The organism is Sorangium aterium, assembly GCF_028368935.1.
GTDB lineage: Bacteria > Myxococcota_A > Polyangia > Polyangiales > Polyangiaceae > Sorangium > Sorangium atrum.
Map to the genome: position 1 here is coordinate 1,107,689 of NZ_JAQNDK010000002.1, position 21,393 is coordinate 1,129,081.

A 21,393-nucleotide genomic window follows, 5' to 3' on the forward strand; every position below is an offset into this window, starting at 1 on the left:
TCGAGCGGGGCTGTGCGGGCGAGCGCCGAGAGGTGATGGGGGTGAGGTGGAGAGCGCGCGGCCAGGACGGCCGCGCGATGATCAGAAGTTCAGGTTGGCCGAGAGGAGGAAGGTGCGGCCTGCCTGCGGCATCCTGGTCGCCGTGAACTGGGGCGAGATGGGGGCCTCGTACTCCCAGTCCGCGACGTTGTAGACGCCCATGTTGTAGCGGAGGCCGGCCACGTCCGCCTGACCGGAGAGGACGACGTCCCAGATCACCGCGGGATCGGTCTCCGTCAGCGTCTTGTCGAGGCGCGACGACTCGACGGTGAGGCGCGTCGACAGCATCAGGGCCTTTCCGAACAGCGGCACGGTCCCCTTGACGGCGGCCATGTGCTCCGGCGAGTTGGGCACCTTCTTGAGCACCTCGTCGACGTCTCCTTCCCTGAGGTACCTCGCCCGTGAATAGGAGTAGGAGACAGAGGCCATCCAGCCCTGGCGCCACTCGCGGCGCAGCTCGGCCTCCGCGCCCATCACGAGGATCGGATCCTTGGTGTTGTCGTACCTCCCCGGCACCTCCAGCGTGAACTCGCCGGTCTGCGCGATCATGTCGGTCATGTAGTTCACGTACCCCGCGCCGAGCAGGGACAGCGTGGACGAGAGCCGGTGCGTGAACTCGACCTCTCCCGAGAGCACGCTCTCGGGACCGATCCGCTCTTCGTCCGACTCCTCTGGATCGTACCCTGGATTGAAGTTGCTCGAGGGCACCGTCAGGAAGAGCTCGTAGATGGGCGGAGCGCGGAACGCGCGGCCGCCGGTGACCTTCAGGTTGCCCCCTTCGTAGGGCTTGAGGACGAGCGCGATACGCGGGCTGATCCCGGAGTTGAAGCTGAGACCGTCCTTTCCATAATTGTAGTAATCGATACGAGCGCCCGCGGAGACGCGGATGCGGTCGGACGGTACGAAGTCGACAACGCCGTAGCCGGCGAGGATCTGGTAAGGATGCGAGTCGAACAGATCCTCGTTGTCGGGGTCGAGGCCGCCGACGGGCAGGACGAGCTCGTCGATGCACGGAGTAACACCGCACCGGTTCTCCTCGATGCGCTGCCTGCCGAGCAGGTGTATCTGGCCCTCGGCGCCGACGGTGACCTTCAGCTCGCGGAGCGGTGAGACCTCGAAGCGCTGATCCGCGAGCAGCCACGTGTCCTGGTACTGCTCGACGTCATGGGTCGTCTCGGTCCCGGCGTCGACCAGCCACAGCGTGTCATCGTAGAGCTGCATGTCGACGCCCACGCGGGTCGTCATCGAGAAGCTATCGGAGAACCGCGGCGAGAACGTGAGCTCGGCGAACCCGCGCCTGTCGCGGTAAAACGTCCTGTCGTCGCCGACCATGGTGTAGTTGGCGCCGCTCGGGAGCGCCTTCTTGCGCTCGTTGTAGGACACCTGCGCCGAGAGGGACTTGTACCAGAGCCGCCCCTGGACCGTCCCGACATTGAAGTGGTCCGCGTCGCGGGAGTTGGCATCCCTATTCTTCCACTTGTCCTCGAGTCCGGCCGGGATCGGCAGGTAGTAGTCTCGCCCTTGACCGTGGCCGCCGGCGACCGACAGCCACATGCCGGAGTCACGCCCGAAGGGCACCTGCACCTGGGCGCGACCCCGGATGAAGCCGTGCTGCGCCGCGCCCACGCCGACGCCCGCGCCGAACGACGTCGGGCGGCCCTTGGTCACGATGTTGATGACGCCGACGAACGCGCCCGTACCGTAGAGCAGCGAGCCCGGGCCACGGACGACCTCGATCCGCTCGACGTCCTCCAGGTCGGTGCGCGCCGCTTGATCGGCGAACGCGAGGCCGTCCCACGTGTCGTTGATCGAGTGCCCGTTGAGCAGGACGAGCACGCGGTTGCTGTAGTCGCCGGGGATGCTGATCCCGCGGATGCCGACCCAGGAGTAGGTGCCGTCGTACGTCGTGTAGACGCCGCGCATGCCCCTCAAGGCCTCTGCGACGGTCGGATACCCCATCGCGCGGAGCTCCTGGCCCGAGATGATCGTGACCGAGCCGGGCGCGTCCTCGACGGCCTCTGCCGTACGCGACGCGGCCTCGACCTCCTCGAGCTGCCGGAGGGAGATGTCGATTCGGGTCTGCTGTCCGGCCACCACGTTGGCTGACTGCTCGACGGGGCGGAAGCCGCGCAGCGAGACGCGCACGCGGCGCTGGCCGCTCTGCACGTTGAGGACCGCGGGCGTGAAGCCCATCGGCTTTCCGTCGACCTCGACGAGCGCGTCGCGCTCGTCCGCGTTGACGACGAGGCTGCCGGTGAGCGGGTTGAGCCGGTAACGCGCGGTCACCGTGCTCGAGGCCGCCACGTTCACGTCCTGCTCCGACGGCTGATAACCCTCCTGCGCAAGGTAGAGGCGGTGCCGGCCGGGAGGCAGCGTGAGATCGCACGGCGCGGTGCACGCCGGAGGGCCGCTCGCGTCGTTGACCCGCACGATCGTGCCCGCCGTCTCACCGACCACGCGCACCGTGCCGACGATGCGCTTCAGCTTGACCGCGACGTTCGTTTGCTCGCCGATCTTCGCCTCGACGTTCTCGACCTCCGCCGGCTCATACCCCTCGAGGTCGACGATGATCTTGTGCTTGCCGGGCTGGAAGCCGAGGAGGCGGGGCGTGTTGCCGCGGCCGCCGAGATCGCGGCGGTTGATGTACACCGTCGCTCCCGGCGGATCCGTCGTCACGTTGATGACGGCGACGTTGGGCCGGATGCGCGCGAGCGCCTCCTCGATGGCCGGCCTGCGCGCGGCGTTGGGCTCGAGATCGAGCGCCTGAACATAGTAGCGAAATGCGTCTGGATACTCCTGGAGAGCCTCGTAAGTTCGGGCGATGTTGAAGATGACGTTTCGGTTCGGGACGAGCCGGTTCGACACCAGGAAGTGCTCCAGGGCGCCTCGGTAGTCACGCGCCGAATAGCGCTCCGTGGCGATCCTGAAGTGCAGATCGGCCTCATCGGCCAGATCATCCGCCCAGGCAGGCCGACCGGAGAATGTGAGGAGTGCTACGAGTATGAGTAGGAGTGCGGAGCGACGAAAGCTCATCTTTCGATCTCGATTCCCAACGGTCGAAGTGGAGCGCAAAGCGCCGTCCGCCAGGTCCAGCCGTCACGCAAAGACCCGGCGAGCTTGGGACGAAACAGCCGCATTGCCGGGTCAGCTTACCGTAAGCCGTCAGCCGATCCAACCTGTTCGCACAGGCGGCCGAGGACCTCACGCCCGCGTCGACGCCGCTGTGTAGGCGCCCTGCGCGGAGCGCATGACAGAGTGAGCAGAGCCCGGGGCGGCGCGCGGTCCGGGCCCGGCGCCCCGCAGGAGACGCGGTCAGGCAAGCGCTCGAGCTCGGCGCCCCGGTGCCCGGCTGCGCGCGAGCCCGAGGGAGCCCGAGGGAGATGGAGCGCTGGTCAGGCCCGGCGCCAAGGTGAACAAGCGCGCTGCATCGCTGCGCTGACGCGCAGGAGTCCGCCGGGCTCGCGCGGCGCGCGTGCTCCTCAGCCGCCCGGCGCCCGGCGCGCGGATCTCCGCCGCCTCCGCGGCCTCGTCTGCGAGCCCGGGCCGGCGGCTCAATTGTGCCTCCAGCGGGTCAGCCGCTCCAGGAGCACGATGGACACCGCCACGCCGATCAGGAGGAGCGTTGAAATCGCGAACAGGTCGGTCCGCACGCCGCGCATCTGAGATTGGTAGACGTAGAGCGGGAGCGTGACCGAGCGTGGGCCGGACGTGAAGAAGCTGATCACGAAGTCGTTGAGCGACAGCGTGAACGCCAGCATGGCGCCCCCCACGATCGCCGGCCACAGGAGGGGGAGCGTGACCCTCCGGAAGTGGATCCAGGGCGACGCATAGAGGTCCATCGCGGCCTCGCTCAGCGTCGGCCCGATGGCGATGAGCCGACTGCGGACGATGAGCGTCACGAACGCGATCTCGAACGTGACATGACCGATGATCATCGTCGTCATGCTGGGCTCGAACCAATGGTCCACCACGCGGCGGAGCACGTTGAACGCCATGACCAGCACCGCCGCGAACGTGATGTCGGGAGCGACCGCCGGGATGTCGACGATCGACTCGAGCACGCGACTCACGGAGGTCGGCCACGGAAAGTGCATCCCCAGGGCGAGCAGCGTCCCGAGGACCGTCGCGATGAGCGTGGAGGCGCCGCCGAGCATCAGGGTGTTCACGGCGACCTCGCGGATCTCCAGGGCACGCCGGTTGGTCTCGGGATCGGCGAAGAGATCGAGGTACCAGCGAACCGAGAAGCCGGTCCAGAGCAGGCCCCGCTCCGCGGCGTTGAACGAGTAGACGGCGACCGCGAAGAGCGGCAGGTAGAGGAGCGCGAAGCCGAAGAAGGCGGCGATCGTCGTCAGCGCGCGCCAGAGGCCCCGGCCGAGCTTCACAGGATCTCCACGGAGCGCCCATTCCGGCGGTAGAGGGACACTCCGCCCAGCGTCAGAACGATGAGCACCAGGCTGAGCGCCGCGCCGTAAGGGATGTTTCGCCCCGGGCCGAACTGGTGCTGGATGAGGTTCCCAATCAGCCAGTGCTTCGCGCCGCCGAGCATGTCGCTCACCACGAAGACACTCATCGCTGGGACGTACGTGAGGAGGACTGCAACGCTGAGGCCGGGGAGGGTCTGCGGCAGGATCGCCGCGAGGAAGATGCGCAGCCGCGACGCATAGAGATCCTGCGCGGCCTCGACGAGCGACCAGTCGAGACGATCGATGCTCGTGTAGAGGGGGACCACCGCGAACGGGAGGGAGGCCGCGACGAGGCCGATCGTGACCGCCGTCCAGCTGGGATAGACGTCGCGGCCCGGGTCGATCCACCCGAGCCAGGCGGCGAGCTTGGCAGGCAGCAGCTGCGCCGACAGGAGGAGCTTCCAGCTGAACGTGCGGATCACGAGGTTCGTGCAGAGCGGGACGATGATGAGCGCGAGCCAGAAGAACCGCCGGCTCCGCGAGCCGCGAGCGATGAAGAAGGCCATCGGATACGCGAGCATCACGGAGGCGGTCGTCACGACCAGCGCGAGGACGATGCTCCTGATGAGGATGCGCGCGTTCTCGCCGGACGCGGAGCCGAAGATGCGCTCGAACGACTCGAACGACAGCTCCCAGAGCAGGGCGCCGTCCGCGTCGCGCTTGAGGAACGACACGACGAGGAGCGCCAGGCTCGGCAAGAGGAGGAAGACGGACAGCCAGGAGACGCCGCCCACGATGAGCAGCGACCCCCGCGCGAGGAGCCTGCGCCGCGTCGTCAGCTGGCCATACCAGACCGTGGGCTCAGTCACTGAGCACCTCGAGCCGCTCGGCGGGCAGGGCGAGCCAGACCGAGGAGCCGGGCTTGAGCCGCGAGCGGGGGCTGAGCTGCACGCGCAGCGGCCCGGGCTCGATGATGAGCTCCACGTGATCGCCGCGGTAGAAGCTCTCCTTCACCACGCCGCGCACGCCGTTCTCCGCCGGCTCGTTCTCGCAGAGCTCGATCCACTCGGGGTGGATCGCGAGCGTGCCGTACTCCCACTGAGGCTTGGTCTGCACCCGCAGCGCGCCCACCGTCGTGAAGACCAGCGTGGCGCCGACGCGCTGCGCAGAGATGAGGTTGGCCGCGCCGAAGAACTCGGCGGCGAAGCGGCTCTGCGGCCGCTCGTACACCTCGGCCGTCGCCCCCTGCTGCTCGATGCGGCCCTTGTTCATCAGCACGATGCGGTCCGAGACGGTCATCGCCTCGTCCTGATCGTGCGTGACGAGCACGAACGTCTTCCCGAGCGCGCGCTGGAGCCGGCGCAGGTCGAGCTGGACCTCGGCGCGCAGCTTCGCGTCGAGCGCGGACATCGGCTCGTCGAGCAGCAGCACCTCAGGCTCGTTGACGACGGCGCGCGCGAGCGCGACTCGCTGCTTCTGACCGCCCGAGATCTGGTGCGGATACCGCTCCGCGAGGTCATCGAGCTTCAGCATCGAGAGGCTCGAACGCACGCGCTCGCGCACCTCGGGATCAGGGAAGCTGCGCGACCTCAGGCCGAAGGCGACGTTCTCGAACACGGTCAGATGCGGGAACAGCGCGTAGTTCTGGAACACGGTGTTCACCGGCCTGCGGTTCGCCGGCAGGTGGTCAACCGCCCTGCCCGCGAGGCGGATTTGCCCCCGATCCGCGCGATCCAGCCCCGCGATGATGCGGAGCAGCGTCGTCTTGCCGCAGCCGGAAGGCCCGAGGAGCGTGACGAACTCGCCGGCCTCCGCCGTGAACGACACGTCGTTCAGTATCTGTGTCTTACCGAAGCTCTTGCTGACGTTCTCTACAACGAGGCTACATCCCGGGTTGCGCTCGGCCGCGCTCTCGGTCAGGGGCGTCATGCTGCGCTGCCCCGGCGACGAGAAGAAGTCTCTCAACCTCTGGATCACCCCAGCAAACCCTTTGCGCGTGGCGCTTTCCGAACCGCTTCCGAAGCCTCGGAGCGTACTACGCAGACCATGATGCCCTCCCGTTGTCAACTGGGTGCGCGCCGGGCTGACCGGCTGAGCGGCGCGCGCCCGGCCGGGCTCTTTCGCTCGCAGGCGGCGTACGCTACCGCCCTTCCCCTGGGCGTGCCACCTTTCTGCCGATCCTGCTCGCGGCGCGCTCCAGCGCCGCGCAGGGTTTGCGCGTCGCTGGAGCGCGCCCAATGCGTTCGGAGCGCGCTTTCCCTGCCCGTCCGGGCGCGCTTCGCCGCGCGTCGGGCGCGCGTTCCCCACGCGTTCGCCGCGCGTTCTCAACGCGCTCCCGACGCGCTGCCCACGCGCTGCCCACGCGTTCCCCACGCACTGCTTGCCACCGCTCGGCGCCGGTGATTTCTTGGTCCCACGCATGGGCCTGAGGAACGCGAGACCCGAGTTTGGAGGCACGCGTCGCTTCCAGGTCGTTCGCGTCGTGGGCCGCGGCGGGATGGGGGTTGTCTACGAGGCCTTCGATCGCGAGCGGAAGGGGCGGGTCGCGCTCAAGATCCTCCGGAATCTGAGCGCCGACGCGCGCCTCCGGTTCAAGAACGAGTTCCGCGCGCTCCAGGACATCCAGCACCCGAACCTGGTCAGCCTCGGCGAGCTGCACGAGGAAGAAGGGCAGCTCTTCTTCACGATGGAGCTCATCCGCGGCGTCGACTTCGTGGTCCACGTGCGGCTCCACGAGGAGGGCGACGCCGGGCCGAGGGGCGAGCCCGCGGGCGTCGGGCGCCGCTCCACCCTGCCGTCGAGCCCCATGTGGTCTGCGGTGCAGGGCCCTGCCTCGGAGCCACAGCCCCGGATCAAGCGCCCCTTTCACGAGGCCCGCCTCCGCTCGGCCCTGGCGCAGCTCGCCCAGGGGCTCGCGGCGGTGCATGCGGCTTACAAGGTTCACCGCGATATCAAGCCTTCCAACGTGCTCGTGACCGCGGAAGAGCGGGTGGTCCTCCTCGACTTCGGCTTCGTCGCCGACGCGAGCGGCGCAGGGCGCGAGCAGGCCGTCGTCGGAACGCTCCATTACATGGCGCCCGAGCAGGCCGAGGCCAAGGCGGCCGGGCCCGAGGCCGACATCTACAGTGTCGGGGTCATGCTTTACCTTGCGCTGACCGGCGTCTACCCGTTCCAGACGGCGCCCAAGGCGGCGCTCGACATGATGCGGCGGGCGGAGCCTCCGCCGCCGAGCCGGCTCGTCGAGGACATGCCCCCCGACATCGACGAGCTCTGCGTGGACATGCTCCGCATCGACCCGGCCGCCCGGCCGACGGCGCGCGACGTGCTGCGCCGGCTGCAAGTGCAGGAGCTCATCGAGGAGCCGCCCGTCCTCTCGCAGCGCATCGGCTTCGTCGGCCGGCGCAGCGAGCTCGCCGCGCTCGAGGGCGCGTTCGCGGAGGCGAAGCTCGGGCGCGCGGTCACGCGGTTCATCGAGGGCGAGTCGGGCGTCGGCAAGAGCGCGCTCCTGCGCCGGTTCCTGGAGCGCATCGACAAGGAGGCGCTCGTGCTCGCGGGGCGCTGCTACGAGCGGGAGGCGGTCCCCTACAAGGCGGTGGACGAGCTCATCGACGGGCTGAGCCGGCACCTCGTGCGCCGCCCCCCCGAGCAGGTCAAGGCCCTCCTGCCGCCCAACGCGGGCCTGCTCGGCACCGTGTTCCCGGTGCTCCGCACCGTCCCGGCGATCACGGAGGCGCGCGCGCGGCGCAAGGCGATCGACCCGCCCGAGATCCGCGCGCTCGTCTTCGCCGCGCTGCGGGAGCTGCTCGGCCGGCTCGCGGCCGAGCGGCCGCTCGTGCTCGCGATCGACGATCTCCAGTGGGCGGACGCCGACAGCGTCGCGCTGCTCTCGGAGGTGATGCGCCCGTGGACCGAGGCCGATTTCATCGCCGCGAGCAGGCCCGGCTCGTTCGCCGGCCTCGATGGGCCGGTGTCGTCGGGCGCGCAGGTGGACCCCTCGCGCCCGCGCGCGATGATGCTCGTGGCCACGGTGCGGACCGCCTCGGAGACCGCGCCGCCCGTCTCGCGGCAGCTCGGGGTGCCGATCGACTCGCTCGGGCACATCATCCTCCACCGCCTGTCGCTCGCGGAGGCGCAGGAGCTCTGCGCGCTCCTCCTCCGGGGCGCCCCGGTCGGCCGCCCGCTCAGCATCGAGGCGATCGCGCAGGAGGCCGGCGGCCACCCGCTGTTCATCGACGCGCTCCTGCGCCACCGGATGATGTCCCCGGACACCGACGGCGGCCCGGTGCGCCTCGACGACGTCCTCTGGGCGCGGATCAGCCGGCTCGACCCGCGGGCGCGCCAGCTGCTCGAGCTCGTCGTGTGCGCCGGCGCGCCGGTGCTGACGTCGGTGGCCGCGCACGCCATGGCCGCGGACTTCGGGGAGCTCACGCGGGTGCTCTCGGCCCTGCGCGCGGCGAACCTCGTGCGGACCGGCGGCTCGGGTCAGGACGAGTTCCTCGAGCCGTTCCACAACCGCATCCGGGAGACGGTGGCGAGCCGGCTCGACGAGCAGGCGGCGCGCAGCTGGCACGGCCGGCTCGCGCTGGCGCTGGAGGCCTCGGGGCGCGCGGAGCTCGAGGCGCTGGCCGAGCACTGGCGCGCCGCCGGGGACCCCGAGCGCGCCGCCGGCTACGCGGTGCGCGCCGGCGAGCATGCCGAGGCCGCGTTCGCGTTCGACCACGCCGCGCGCCTCTACCGCATGGCGATCGACCTCCACCTGCCCGGCGGGGCGGAGCGGCGGGTCGTACTCGCCAAGCTCGGCGACGCCCTGAGCAGCGCGGGCCGCGGCGCCAAGGCGGCGGAGGCCTACATGGCCGCGAGCGACGGCGCACCGGAGTCCGAGGCGATCGATCTCGGCCGCCGGGCCGCGGAGAACCTGCTCCGCGCCGGCTACGTCGACGCCGGCATGGCGGGCCTGCGCTCGGTGCTCGGCGCGGTCGGCATGCAGGTGCCGAAGACGCCGGAGCTCGCGGTCGCGTCGCTGATGCTGCGGCGCGCGCAGGTGCGCCTGCGCGGGCTCAACTTCGTCGAGCGCCCCGCCGACGAGGTCTCGCCCGAGGACCTCATGCGCATCGACGTGTGCTGGTCGGCGGCGATGGGGCTCGCCATCGTCGACCCCACGCGCGGCGCCGACTTCCAGGCGCGCAACCTCCTCCTGTCGCTCAAGGCGGGCGAGCCGTACCGCGTGACGCGCGCGCTCGCCTTCGAGGCGACCTACCTCGCGATCGACGGCGGCCCTTCCGCGTCCCGCGTCGCCGATCTGCTCTCGACCGCGAGCGCGATCGCGGCGCGCATCGGCAGGCCTCACGCGCTCGGCCTCGTCGGGTTCGTCGGCGGCGTCACGGCGACGCTGTTCGGCCGCTGGCAGCAGGGCGTGGCCGATCTCGATCGGGCGGACACCATCTTTCGCGAGCGCTGCACCGGCGTCACGTGGGAGCGGAGCTGGGCGCACACCTTCTCGGTCTGGGCGCTCTGGTACGGCGGCGAGACGCGCGAGTTCATGCGCCGGGTCCCGATGTACCTGCAGGCGGCCGACGAGCGCGGCGACCGTTACCTCGCCACGAGCCTCCGCTCCTCGCAGAGCAACGCCTACTGGCTCGTCGGCGACGACCCCGACTCCGCGCTGCGCCAGGCGCAGGACGCCATCCGGAGCTGGTCCAAGGCGGGCTTCCAGCTGCAGAGCTACTTCGATCTCGTCGCCCGCGCGCACATCGGCCTTTACCGGGGCGAGGGCGAGGCCACCTACCGCCTCTTCGCGGAGCAGCGGGCGGGCCTCGAGAGCTCGCTCGTCCTGCGCATCCAGGCCGTGCGCATCATCATCACCCACCTCCGGGCCTGCGCCGCGCTGGCCGCCGCCGCCGCGTCCACGCCGGCCGACGCGGAGCCGCTGTACGAGGAGGCGACGCGCGCCGCCCGCAAGATCGACGCGGAGCACATGCCCTGGGCCGACCCGCTCGCGGCCGCGGTGCGCGCCGCGATCGCCGCGGCCCGCGGCGAGGCGGAGGTGGCCGTCCAGCAGCTCGCCGAAGCGGCGCGCGGCTTCGAGGCCGCCGGCATGGCCCTCTACGCAGCGGCTGCGCGGCGCCGCCACGGCGAGCTGCTCAAGGGCGACGAGGGCCGCGCCGCCGTCGAGGCGGCGAACGGCTGGATGCACGAGCAGGGCATCGTCAGCCCGGACCGCATGACAGGGATGCTCCTCCCTGGCTTCTAGCGGGCTCACCCGCTTCGGATACGGGCCCATCTCGGCGTTTTCGGTGCTCAGCGTAAAGAGTACGCTTCCGCGCCGAAAACACCGAGCTGGACCCGTCTCCTGTGCGGGTGAGCTCCGGCGACGGTAGGGGGAAGGGGAGGGGGGCCGGCGGGCGCGCCTCAGGGCTTCACGCGCAGGACGGCCGTGCCCTTCGCCTTGCCGTAGAGCTGCTTGATCTCGATCTTGTACTCGCCGGGGGACGACGCGCTGAACTCGACGGGGGAGGCGCTCTGCGGCTTGCCGGTGGGCAGATCGCGCAGCACGCGCTCGATGATGATCTTCCCGGAGGGGGAGCGGATCTTGATGTTGAACGGCGGGGTCGCCTCGTCGTAGGCGCGGAACACGAGGCGCACGGTGTCTCCAACCGAGACCGGGGTGGTCTGGCTGATCGTCTCGATGTCCCCTTCGTTCTCAACGGTATCGGCCACGCGTCGCTCGTCCCGTGAGGTGCCTCACCGCGGTCCCTCGGCGCTCATTGTAGTCGCGTCCGGCGGAGATTCGCGAATTTGGAGCGCACGGCCGGCTGGCGCCGCCTGCCGGAGGAGGCCGACCGCGGGCCGCCTCCTCCGGGGAGCTCAGGCCTTCGACCATCGCAGGCGCGGCTGGCGCGCGGCGCGGGCCTCGTCGAGGCGGCCGACCACCGTGCCGTGAGGCGCTTGCTTCACGACCTCCGGCGTCTCCTGCGCCTCCTTGAGGATGCTGAGCATCGCGGCCACGAACTCGTCGAGCGTCTCGCGGGTCTCCGTCTCCGTCGGCTCGATCATCAGGGCGCCGGGCACGACCAGCGGGAAGTAGACCGTGGGCGCGTGGAAGCCGTAGTCGAGCAGCCGCTTGGCCACGTCGAGCGTCTTGACCCCGGTCTCCTTCTCCAGCTGGCTGTCGGAGAGCACCACCTCGTGCATGCACGGCTGCGGCACCGGCGCGAGGTAGTGGTCCTTCAGCTTGGCCCACAGGTAGCGCGCGTTGAGCACGGCGAGGCTGCTCGCCGCCGTGAGGCCGTCGCCGCCCATCTCGCGGATGTACGTGTACGCCCGGATGAACATGCCGAAGTTGCCCGTGAAGGCCCGGAGCCGCCCGACGCTCTGGGGCCGGTCGCGGTCCCACGCGAACGCGTCGCCGCGCCGCACGAGGACGGGCGAGGGCTGGAACGGCTCCAGGTGCTTCTTGAAGCAGACCGGCCCGGAGCCGGGTCCGCCGCCGCCGTGCGGGGTCGTGAACGTCTTGTGCAGGTTGATGTGGATGACGTCCATGCCGACGTCGCCCGGGCGCGCGTGCCCCATGATCGCGTTCGTGTTCGCGCCGTCCCCGTACACGAGCCCGCCCTTGTCGTGGATGAGCTTGATGATCGCCGGCAGGTGCGTCTCGTAGGCCCCGAGGGTGTTCGGGTTCGTGATCATCAGCCCGCAGACGTCGCCGTCCGACCCCTCGCGCTCGATCGCGGCGAGGACCTGCTCGGGGTGGGTGATGCCGTCGGCGGTCTTCTCGATCCGGACGGCCACGAGCCCGTTGAGCGCGCAGCTCGCCGGGTTCGTGCCGTGGGCGCTCTCCGGGATGAACACCTTCCTCGGCGAGCGCCCCTTCGACTCGTGGAACGCCCGCATCATCATCAGCCCGGCGAGCTCGCCCTGCGCGCCCGCCGACGGCTGCAGCGAGCAGCCGTCCATCCCGCTGACCTCGCAGAGCGCCTCCTGCAGGCGCCACATCACCTCGAGCGACCCCTGGCTGAGCTCGTCGGGCGTCATCGGGTGCAGCTTCGCGAAGCCCGGGATGCGCGCGGCCCACTCGTTGATCTTCGGGTTGTACTTCATCGTGCACGACCCGAGCGGGTACATCTGCCCGTCGATGCAGAAGTTCCACTGCGAGAGCCGGATGAAGTGCCGGAAGGCCTCCGGCTCGCTCACCTCCGGCAGGCCGGCTGGCTCCTTGCGGGCGAGCGCGCCGTAGTGGGCGGCGGGCTCGACCTCGGGCACGTCGAGCGGGGGGAGCGACGCGCCGGTCCTGCCCGGCGTGCCACGCTCGAAGATGGGGGGTTCACGGAACTGGATGCCTCGAGGCTGCGGTTGGGTCATCGGGGGCTGTTATGTCAGAGGCCGGGGGGCTCGGCAGGTGCTTCGTCGGACGGAGAGGCGGGCGGCTCGGGCGCGCCTTCCTCCTGGTTCGCGCTGTCCCAGTCGCCGCCGCCCATGTCCGTGGCGCCGGAGCCCCCGATCGACTTCAGATCCGGGAGCATGTTGCGCTGCTTGACCGCTTCCCAGGGCTCGCCGACCTCGTCCTTGTTGCGGCCGATCTCGCCCGTCAGCCGGTCGTCGACGTTCTCGCCCTCCGGCCGCGTGTACTTGAAGTACCCCCGGCCTTCCTTGGTCGCGCTCTGCCCGATCGCGCCGATGGTGTGCTCGGTCCACGTGAACTTGATGAGGTCGCCTGTCACCGTCCCGTGCAGCACGCCCCAGCGATCCTTGACGGGACGGATCCAGCGTCCCTCGATGGCGTCGTTGTCCTGCACGAGGTGCAGGTAGCCGTAGAGCTCGCTGTAATAGACCCCCGTCCAGTCGCCGCCTTCGGGCATGTCACCGGCTTGCACCTTGGCCGTCTTGGGCGCGGGATTCGAGCTGCAGCCGAGCGCCGTCGTCCCCATCAGGAGGGCACATGCGGCGCCGGCAATCCAAAGCCGTCGCGATACGTTCATGGCGGCGGAGCCTAGCACAGCACCTACCCGCACCCATACCCCCGCCATGCGCCTCCGACGTCGCGCGGGGGCGCGAGCGGAGGCGGGGAGCGGGGAACGGGGTGTGAAAGCGTGCGCGCTACGTCACGGACGTGGACTTGCCTCCCTCCTGCAATGACGTGTGCCACCTGCGCGCCAGAAGGAGGAGCGTAACGTACCGTTCGGCGCGTGCGCGACTGCGTCAATTTTCCGCTTCCACCTCTTTGTGGGGCCCGGAGCGCTGGTAAGCTTCCTGGCATGATGAAGTCCTTTGTCTGCAACCGAGGTTTTGTAATTCCCGGTAGAATCGCTCTCTTCACCAGCGTCCTCGCCCTCGCGGCCTGCGAAGGGCAGCTCGGCAACCTTGACGGCACCTCTCCCACCAGCGGCAGCGGCTCCTCCGGGTCCTCTGGCTCCGGTGGCTACCGCCCCCCCGTCGGTGGAGGCTCCAAGCCGCTGCCGGCCGCCGCGTCGTGCGCTCCGGGGTCGAGCGGCTCCTCCGCCGTCGCGGAGCCCCAGCTCCTCCTCCAGCTCTCCGACGACGACGAGAGCGCGTGGCTCGGGTCGCCGGTGGTCGCCGATCTCGACGGCGACGGCGAGCAGGAGATCCTTGTGACGCACAACGGCAACGTCGTCGTCTGGGGCCCCGACGGCGAGCAGAAGTGGCGGTACATCGAGTCGCGTCAGAACGGCCGCATCTGGGCGAGCCCGATCGTCGCCGACTTCCGCGGCGACGGGCAGCTCGAGGTGGTCTTCGCGGCGCGCACCACGATCTACATGCTCGACGCGAGCGGCCGGCTGGTGAGCGGCTGGCCCGTCACCTGGAACGACGAGATCCGCTCCCTCGCCGCGGGCGACATCGACGGCGACGGTCAGCTCGACGTCGTCGCCGCGAGCACCGACAGGTCCCCCGACTACTCCGACATCCTGATGGCCTTCCACGCGAGCGGGTCGCCGGTCCAGGGCTTCCCCCCGATCGAGAGCCAGACGATCGGCTGCGACGCGCGCCGCAGCGACGACGCCGAGTGCTGGATCGTGGGCGCCTACGACCAGAACCTGGCCATCGGCGATCTCGACGGCGATGGATCGCAGGACATCGTCTCGCCGATGGATAACTCCTATGCCGGGTTCTATCACGGCACGGGAGAGGCCTTCGACGCGAATCCCATGTTCGAGGGCCGCCCGAAGACGCCGGGCGTGCGGTACATGCACGATCTCGAGCTCGCGCAGCAGGGCTTCGGCGACAGCAGCGACCTGCAGGCCTATTTCAAGAACTCGGCCCCTGCGATCGCGGACGTCGACGGCGACGGCACGCCGGAGATCATCATGCTCGGGGCGGCCGAGGACGTCGACATGTCGGACCAGTCCCAGGGCGTCGGCCTGTGGGTGGTCCACAACGACGCGAGCCGCATCCAGGGATGGGAGAGCCCGTTCTACGCGGCGGACTACCTGTCCGGCGGCGAGGATCTCGGCGGCAACATCGTGGCCATGACGCAGCAGGTGACCGTGGCCGATCTCGACGCGACGCACGCGGGGCCCGAGATGATCTTCGCGGGCCTGGACGGGCGGATCCACGCGGTCTACGCCGACAAGACCGAGTTCTGGGACGTCACCTACACGGACGACACGCAGGTGCTCACGGGCGGCGTCGTGGTCGGGGATCTGTCGGGCGACGGCATCCCCGAGATCGTGTTCAACACCTACTCGACCGAGGAGAACAGGAGCCACCTCTTCGTCCTCGACGCCGGCGGCAAGCTCCTCCACAAGATCCCGCTGCCGCGGCTCGGCGCGATGCCGGTGCCGACGCTGGCCGACGTGAACGGCGACGGGACGATCGAGATCGTCGTGTCGCTCCGCGAGATCGGGTGGGACGGGGCGGACCCGGAGCCGAACACGTACGTGTACACGGTGCCGGGATCGGCCACGAACTGCCTGCTCTGGCCGACCGCCCGCGGGAACTACTACAGAAACGGCTGGGTCCGCGCGGCGGACTGACCCGCTCCGACACCCGTCCGCGCGCCGGCGCGGGGAGGGCCGATCGCCGCGGCGGTCGGCCCTTCGCCGTCCTGGCCCGCCCTCGCGGGTCCTCCCGGCAGGGGCCGGCGCGGTCCTCAGGCAGCGAGCGCCTCGCGGCAGGCGGCGATCGTCCGCTCGATGTCCTCTTCTGAGTGCGCTCCGCTCAGGAACGCCGCCTCGTACTGCGACGGAGGCCAGTAGATGCCTCGCGCGAGCATCGCCGCGTGGAAGGCGCTGAAGCGCTTCGTGTCCGACGTGGCGGCGTCGGTCCAGGAGCGGACCGGGCCCTTCGTGAAGAACAGCGTGATCATCGAGCCGACCCGCTGGACGCACGCGGCCGCGCCGGCGCCCTCGGCGGCGGCCCGGAGGCCCGCCTCGAGGGACGCGCCGAGCTTCTCGAGCCGCTCGTAGAGAGCGGGCGTGAGGCGCTCGAGCGTCGCGAGCCCCGCCGTGACCGCGAGCGGGTTGCCGCTGAGCGTGCCCGCCTGGTACACGGGGCCGAGCGGCGAGACGACGCGCATCACGTCGGCGCGGCCGCCGTAGGCCGCGAGGGGCATGCCGCCGCCGACGATCTTGCCGAGCGTCGTCAGGTCCGGCCGGAGGCCGAAGCGCTCCTGCGCGCCGCCGCGGGCGAGGCGGCAGCCGGTCATCACCTCGTCGAAGATCGAGAGCGCGCCGTGCTTGCGGCAGAGGTCGATCACGAGAGCGAGGAACCCGGGCTCCGGCGGGACGCAGCCCATGTTGCCGACCACGGGCTCGAGGATGACCGCGGCGATGTCGCCGCCGCGCGCGGCGAAGGCGGCCTCGAGGGCGGCCGGGTCGTTGAAGGGCAGGGACAGCGTGGTGCGGGCGATGCTCTCGGGGACGCCGGCGGAGTCGGGGGCGCCGAAGGTGGCGAGCCCGCTGCCCGCCTTGACGAGCAGGTGATCGGCGTGGCCGTGGTAGCAGCCCTCGAACTTGATGATGGCGTCTCGGCGCGTGAAGCCGCGCGCGACGCGGATGGCGCTCATCGTGGCCTCGGTGCCGCTCGAGACGCAGCGGAGCATGTCGATGCTCGGGTAGAGCTCGCGGATCTTCTCGGCGAAGCGGACCTCGAGCTCGGTCGGCGCGCCGAACGAGAGGCCGCCCAGCGCGGCCTCGCGGACCGCCTCGATGACGGCGGGGTGTGCGTGGCCGAGGATGGCCGGCCCCCAGGAGCCGACATAGTCGATGTACTCGGCCCCGTCGGCGTCGAACAGCCGCGCGCCCTCCGCGCGGGCGATGAACAGGGGATCGCCGCCGACGGCGCGGAAGGCGCGCACGGGGCTGTTCACGCCGCCCGGCAGGACGGCGGCGGCGCGGTCGAACAGGGCTTTGGAAGCGGGGGCCCGGTCCGCGCGGGCGGGCGGAGCGCTTGTCGCGTTCGTCATCGTGCTCCGGCCATAGCAGGGGAGAGGCGGGGGAGCGACGCGGATTGCGGGCGAGGGAGAAGGGCGCGCGGGGCGTCGCGGGTGCGGTGCGCGGGGCGTCGCGGGTGCGGCGCGCGGGGCGTCGCGGGTGCGGCGCGCGGGGCGTCGCGGGTGCGGCGCGCGGGGCGTCGTGGGTGCGGTGCGCGGCGCGCCGCGGTGTGCGGGGCGTGGAGGACGCGGGGCGTCGTATCGCCGATGCCGGGCGCGGGGGATCCCGGCGTTGCGGACGTCGCGATCGAGGTGTCGCGGGCGCTGGCGAGCCACACGAGCCTTTCCGGCGCGGTCGCGCTTGGCTATGGTGATCGTCTGGAGAGAGGGGCCGCGACCCGCGGCCGGGCTGCTCCTGGGGACCGCGGGCGCGGCTCCCCGAGCACCAGCATCTGGTGAGCCATGCGGATCTCCGAGGACCCCGGTCCGGGGCAACGTCTCGGGCGATATGAGCTTCTGCGCCTCATCGGCGAGGGCGGGATGGCCCAGGTCTGGGCTGCGCGCATGGAGGGCTCCCGCGGCTTTCACAAGGTCGTCGCGCTGAAGACGCTGATCCCGGCGCTCGCGCGCGATCCGCAGTTCCAGCGCATGTTCCTCGACGAGGCGAACCTCGCCTCGAAGATCCACCACCGCAACGTGGTCGAGATCCTCGACCTCGGCGACACGGACGGCGTGCTCTTCCTCGTGATGGAGTGGATCGACGGGCAGACGATGCAGCAGCTGCTCCGGCCGGGCCTCCGTCCGATGCCGCTCTCCCCGGCGATCGCCTCGCGCATCGTGGCCGACGCGGCGCACGGGCTGCACGCGGCGCACGAGCTCCACGACGACCGCGGGGAGCCGCTCGGCATCGTGCACCGCGACGTCTGCCCGCAGAACATCCTCATCGATCGCGACGGCACGGTGAAGGTGGCCGATTTCGGGATCGTGAAGGCGTTCGAGCGCCTGGGCGACACGACGCAGACGGGCGAGATCAAGGGCAAGGGCGAGTACATGTCGCCGGAGCAGGCGCAGGGCCAGCCGGTCGATCGCCGCTCGGACATCTTCTCGCTCGGCGTGGTGCTCTTCGAGGCGGTGACGGGCGCGCTCCCGTTCCAGGTGCTGCACGACCTCGTGCTGCCGCAGACCGGGGTGCCGGAGCCGCCGCGGCCCACGTTGATCGCGCCGCATTGCCCGCGTGATCTGGAGGAGATCATCGTGAAGGCGCTCGCGCGCGATCCGCGGAAGCGCTTCCAGACGGCGGGCGAGATGGCGAGCGTGCTGGAGGACTTCCTCATGCGCAGGTCGGGCGTCGTGACGCCCGCGCACGTGGCGGAGCTCCTCCTGGAGCGCTGCGGGGAGAGCATGGAGGAGGAGCGGCAGCGCATCGCGGCCGCCGTCGCCCCGCAGCAGCGCGCGGGGTGGCGGCCGAAGCCGGGCGCGACGCTGACCGCGGGGCCGTCCTCCGAGGGCCGGCGGAGCGCGCGGTCGGAGCCGCGGCGGGGGCTCGGCGGGCTGATGCGCGCCGGCGGCGACGCGCTGCGCCCGGTGGCGCTGCCCTGGCTCGTGGCCGCGGTGTCCACGGGGGTCGCGGTGGCGTCGCTCATGTTCGTCGCGCTCAGCCGGCCGAGGGATCAGCGGTCGCTCGTGGATCCGATCGCGGTGCAGATCGAACCGAGCGCCGCGGTGGTGCGGCTGAACGGCGTGGTGCTCGGCGTGGGCAGCCAGGTCATCGCGCGGCCGATGCCGGGGGTGGCGCTCTCGGTGGACGTGCGATCGAGCGACGGCGTCTCGCAGACGGTGGAGATCACGTCGGAGTCCCCCGCGCGGATCCAGCTGAACCTGGCGCGCAAGGGCGAGGCCGGGACCGCGGCGCCGCCGGGCAGCAGGGGCGCGCCGGCGCCGAAGTAGCGAGCGGCCGGCTTGACGGAGCCGTGACCGTGGCCGACATCTCCGGGGGAGGACCTCGCATGACGGTGCTCGAGGATCTGCGTTCGGGGCAGATCGCTGCGATCCATGAGGTGGGCGATGAGGGGGAGGGCGCTGCGCGCGGCGGCCTGGAGGGCGCTGAGCGCGGCGACTTCGAGGGCGCGGCCGGCGACCTGGAGGGCATTGCCGGTGGCGAGCTTGCGGCTGGATCCAGCGTTCCTGGATGCCGCGTCCGTTTTGCCCTCGGGGTCTCCGAGCTGCCCGGCGATCGCGCCGTTGTGGTTCTTCACGAGGACGTGATCCTGCGGTGGCGACCCACGCCGAAGCGGCCCGATGGCGCCCTCGCGCGGCTCTCCGAGGTGGCCGTGGGCGCTGCGATCGCGGTCGAGCACCGCGGCATCTGGGACGAGGCGCTCGTCCTCGGCCGCGTGGTGCGTCCGGCGTGCGAGGGGGGCTTCCGGGTCGACGGCGACGTGGAGCGCTATCCATCCATCGCCGACGCCGAGCGCGCGCACGGCCCGCTCGAGGCGGGCGAGCCGCAAGCGCGGACGGCGAGGACCGGCGAGCCGGCGTTCGAGCTGGGCGAGCCGATCGGGCGCGACGCGCGCGGGATCGGGCGCAGGGCGAGGAGGTAGCCGCCGCGCCCTGTGCAGCAGCGCGCGGCCTCGCGCCGTGCTTCGCGATCATGTCTCCGCAAAACAGCTCATCTCGCTGCTCGGCTCCGGACGAAGTGAGGGACGAGCGCGCAGGGCAGCTCCGCCGAAGATGGATCATGGAGAGTCGCTCGGCTCCGAGCAGGTGTTCCGAGGAATAGTGGACAGGATCCCTCCGAAAACCTGGCACGAGTCGCCGAGGCGGCTCGCTCTGGTGTCGAATACCGGAAAGGGCCGTTCCCCGCCGAGGGCGCGCTTCTCGGCAGGTCCGGCGAGCATCGATGCCCAGGCCCGAACCGTTCGACTCGGTTGAAGCGCGCTCGCACCGCGACGGCGCGGCCGCGAGTCGGCCGGTCCGGCGTCGCGCGCCCCTCTGCTACCCTTCCGCGAATGGAACGCCATCGCTCGCTCCGCATGACCCTCCTCCTCGCCGCTGGCGCCGCCGGCTGCTCCAACGCGAAGAGCCCCGAGATCGCGGTCGTCACGCTCGGCGAGCCGCAGGCCGCGCCCCACGACGCCGGCGTCCCGGACGAACAAGCCGCGCCCGGGCCCCGGCCGCCGCGCGGCGTGGGCTGGGTGACGGAGCGGGACGGCACCGTGCACCGCGCCACGCGGGTCCGGTGCGACGCGACCATCGACCAGCGCGCGTGCAGCGGCACGGAGCGGACGTTCCAGTGCAGGACGGACGCCGATTGCAAGGAGGGGCCCCGCGGAAAGTGCGTGAGCTCGTTCGGGCAGATAGGCGCGTATTGCGGCTGCGAGTACGCCTGCGAGAGCGACGCGGAGTGCGGCGCGTCCGAGGCCTGCGTGTGCAAGGGGACTGGCGCCCTCCGAGAGCAGCACTCGGTCTGCGCAAAGGCTCTCTGCTCGGTCGACGCCGATTGCCCGGGCAGCACCTGCGGCCTGTCAGCGTACTTCAATGGCTGCTGGGAGCAGGTCACGCTCGCCTGTCGCACGAAGGATGATACCTGCCGGAGCGACGCGGACTGCCGATCCGACGAGAACCGCGGCGCCGCCTGCGTCGTCCCCGACCCCGAGAGCGAGAGCGTGCGCTGGGAGTGCGCCGGGATCTCCTGCGCCATCGGCCGCCCGCTCGTCGTCGACGGCCAGCCGCGCGCCGCGCAGGGCGCCGCGCGCGACGACTGGCGCGCTCCCGCCGAGCTCGACGTCGCGTCGCTCTCGCCCGAGGTGCGTGAGCTCGCCGCGGCGCACTACGCCGCGATGGCCGCGCTCGAGCACGCGTCCATCGCGAGCTTCGCCCGCTTCTCCCTCCAGCTCCTCGCGCTCGGCGCGCCGTCCGCCCTCGTCGGCGAGGCGCACCGCGCCGCGCTCGACGAGATGGAGCACGCGCGCCTCGCCTACGGCGTCGCCTCCCGCCTCGCCGGCCGGGCGATCGGCCCCGGGCCGCTGCTCGAGGCGGCCACGGCGCCGCTCGGCGCCGGCGTCGCCGAGGTGGTGGAGGCGCTCGTCGAGGAGGGCTGCGTTGGCGAGGCGCTGGGCGCGGCGGAGGGCCGTGAGCTCTCGCAGCGCGCGGGGGATCCGGCGCTCGCGGCCACGCTCGCGCGCATCGCCGACGACGAGGAGCGGCACGCGGCGCTCTCGTGGAAGGCGCTCTCGTGGATGCTCGCGACCTTCGGCGAGCCGGCGCGCTCCGCGGCGGAGCGGGCGTTCTCCCGCGCCGCCGCCCGCTACGCCGCCGACCCGGCCCCCGGGCCCGCCGTGCACGAGGCGCTCGGCCTGCTCCCGGCGCGCGCGCTCGGGGCGCTGCGCCGCGAGGTGATCGCCGAGGTCATCGCGCCATGCCGCGCGGCCTTACCGGGGCTGTCGCGCGACAGCGCTGCTGCGCAACCGTCGAGTCCGCCACAGGCATCCTCCTGACCGCAAGCGGCCTGACCGCAAGCGGACTGATGAGGCAGATTCGCCCACTCCTGTAGCAACTTGCCACAGC

At 71.3% G+C, this 21,393-nt stretch carries 13 protein-coding genes; 5 read left to right on the forward strand and 8 right to left on the reverse strand.

The features are described 5' to 3' along the window. Nucleotides 1–81 precede the first annotated feature (81 nt). From POL72_RS19175 to POL72_RS19190, 4 genes are all read right to left on the reverse strand, one after another. Nucleotides 82–2,904 carry a TonB-dependent receptor domain-containing protein gene (locus tag POL72_RS19175; RefSeq protein WP_272096881.1) on the reverse strand — a complete coding sequence of 941 codons (2,823 nt, stop codon included), beginning with the start codon at nt 2,902–2,904 and terminating at the stop codon, nt 82–84. A 686-nt stretch (nt 2,905–3,590) separates the two neighbouring features. Continuing rightward, the gene (locus POL72_RS19180; protein WP_272096882.1) at nt 3,591–4,421 is read right to left on the reverse strand and encodes an ABC transporter permease; all 831 of its coding nucleotides are present in this window, start codon (nt 4,419–4,421) and stop codon (nt 3,591–3,593) included. Then, complete coding sequence (locus POL72_RS19185; protein WP_272096883.1) at nt 4,418–5,311, reverse strand: ABC transporter permease; 894 nt, start codon at nt 5,309–5,311, stop codon at nt 4,418–4,420. Before POL72_RS19185 ends, POL72_RS19180 begins: the two co-directional genes overlap by 4 nt. Beyond that, complete coding sequence (locus POL72_RS19190) at nt 5,304–6,419, reverse strand: ABC transporter ATP-binding protein (protein WP_272096884.1); 1,116 nt, start codon at nt 6,417–6,419, stop codon at nt 5,304–5,306. Before POL72_RS19190 ends, POL72_RS19185 begins: the two co-directional genes overlap by 8 nt. A gap of 442 nt (nt 6,420–6,861) precedes the next feature. Here POL72_RS19190 and POL72_RS19195 point away from each other — a divergent pair, with 442 nt between their 5' ends. Next, nucleotides 6,862–10,692 carry a serine/threonine-protein kinase gene (locus POL72_RS19195; RefSeq protein ID WP_272096886.1) on the forward strand — a complete coding sequence of 1,277 codons (3,831 nt, stop codon included), beginning with the start codon at nt 6,862–6,864 and terminating at the stop codon, nt 10,690–10,692. Nucleotides 10,693–10,850: 158 nt separating this feature from the next. Here the strand turns inward: POL72_RS19195 and POL72_RS19200 are convergent, their stop codons facing one another. The 3 genes from POL72_RS19200 to POL72_RS19210 all read right to left on the reverse strand — a co-directional run bounded on the left by POL72_RS19200 (nt 10,851) and on the right by POL72_RS19210 (nt 13,417). Next, complete coding sequence (locus POL72_RS19200; protein ID WP_012241771.1) at nt 10,851–11,159, reverse strand: hypothetical protein; 309 nt, start codon at nt 11,157–11,159, stop codon at nt 10,851–10,853. Nucleotides 11,160–11,306: 147 nt separating this feature from the next. Then, nucleotides 11,307–12,800 carry an aminomethyl-transferring glycine dehydrogenase subunit GcvPB gene (gcvPB, locus tag POL72_RS19205; protein WP_012241772.1) on the reverse strand — a complete coding sequence of 498 codons (1,494 nt, stop codon included), beginning with the start codon at nt 12,798–12,800 and terminating at the stop codon, nt 11,307–11,309. 14 nt (nt 12,801–12,814) lie between these two features. Further along, nucleotides 12,815–13,417: a hypothetical protein gene (locus tag POL72_RS19210; RefSeq protein ID WP_272096888.1), complete on the reverse strand. Its 603-nt coding sequence runs from the start codon at nt 13,415–13,417 to the stop codon at nt 12,815–12,817. A 276-nt stretch (nt 13,418–13,693) separates the two neighbouring features. Here POL72_RS19210 and POL72_RS19215 point away from each other — a divergent pair, with 276 nt between their 5' ends. Continuing rightward, nucleotides 13,694–15,430, forward strand: coding sequence for an FG-GAP repeat domain-containing protein (locus POL72_RS19215; RefSeq protein ID WP_272096889.1), 1,737 nt, complete (start codon nt 13,694–13,696; stop codon nt 15,428–15,430). Between the two features lie 116 nt (nt 15,431–15,546). Here the strand turns inward: POL72_RS19215 and hemL are convergent, their stop codons facing one another. Further along, nucleotides 15,547–16,860 carry a glutamate-1-semialdehyde 2,1-aminomutase gene (gene hemL / locus POL72_RS19220; protein WP_272096890.1) on the reverse strand — a complete coding sequence of 438 codons (1,314 nt, stop codon included), beginning with the start codon at nt 16,858–16,860 and terminating at the stop codon, nt 15,547–15,549. Nucleotides 16,861–17,289: 429 nt separating this feature from the next. On the opposite strand from hemL, the gene POL72_RS19225 reads away from it, so the two are divergent. The 3 genes from POL72_RS19225 to POL72_RS19235 all read left to right on the forward strand — a co-directional run bounded on the left by POL72_RS19225 (nt 17,290) and on the right by POL72_RS19235 (nt 21,323). Next, complete coding sequence (locus POL72_RS19225) at nt 17,290–18,774, forward strand: serine/threonine-protein kinase (RefSeq protein WP_272096891.1); 1,485 nt, start codon at nt 17,290–17,292, stop codon at nt 18,772–18,774. A gap of 59 nt (nt 18,775–18,833) precedes the next feature. Next, the gene (locus POL72_RS19230) at nt 18,834–19,427 is read left to right on the forward strand and encodes a hypothetical protein (RefSeq protein ID WP_272096893.1); all 594 of its coding nucleotides are present in this window, start codon (nt 18,834–18,836) and stop codon (nt 19,425–19,427) included. Nucleotides 19,428–19,859: 432 nt separating this feature from the next. Continuing rightward, nucleotides 19,860–21,323 (forward strand): ferritin-like domain-containing protein, encoded by a 1,464-nt coding sequence (locus POL72_RS19235; protein WP_272096894.1) that lies wholly within the window; start codon nt 19,860–19,862, stop codon nt 21,321–21,323. Nucleotides 21,324–21,393: the final 70 nt, after the last annotated feature.

Bases quoted from the DNA above. Each gene is read 5' to 3' on its own strand.
- POL72_RS19195 (WP_272096886.1), top strand. From the start codon at position 6,862: ATGGGCCTGAGGAACGCGAGACCCGAGTTTGGAGGCACGCGTCGCTTC.
- gcvPB (WP_012241772.1), bottom strand. From the start codon at position 12,800: ATGACCCAACCGCAGCCTCGAGGCATCCAGTTCCGTGAACCCCCCATC.
- POL72_RS19210 (WP_272096888.1), bottom strand. From the start codon at position 13,417: ATGAACGTATCGCGACGGCTTTGGATTGCCGGCGCCGCATGTGCCCTC.
- POL72_RS19215 (WP_272096889.1), top strand. From the start codon at position 13,694: ATGATGAAGTCCTTTGTCTGCAACCGAGGTTTTGTAATTCCCGGTAGA.
- hemL (WP_272096890.1), bottom strand. From the start codon at position 16,860: ATGACGAACGCGACAAGCGCTCCGCCCGCCCGCGCGGACCGGGCCCCC.
- POL72_RS19225 (WP_272096891.1), top strand. From the start codon at position 17,290: ATGCGGATCTCCGAGGACCCCGGTCCGGGGCAACGTCTCGGGCGATAT.
- POL72_RS19230 (WP_272096893.1), top strand. From the start codon at position 18,834: ATGACGGTGCTCGAGGATCTGCGTTCGGGGCAGATCGCTGCGATCCAT.
- POL72_RS19235 (WP_272096894.1), top strand. From the start codon at position 19,860: ATGACCCTCCTCCTCGCCGCTGGCGCCGCCGGCTGCTCCAACGCGAAG.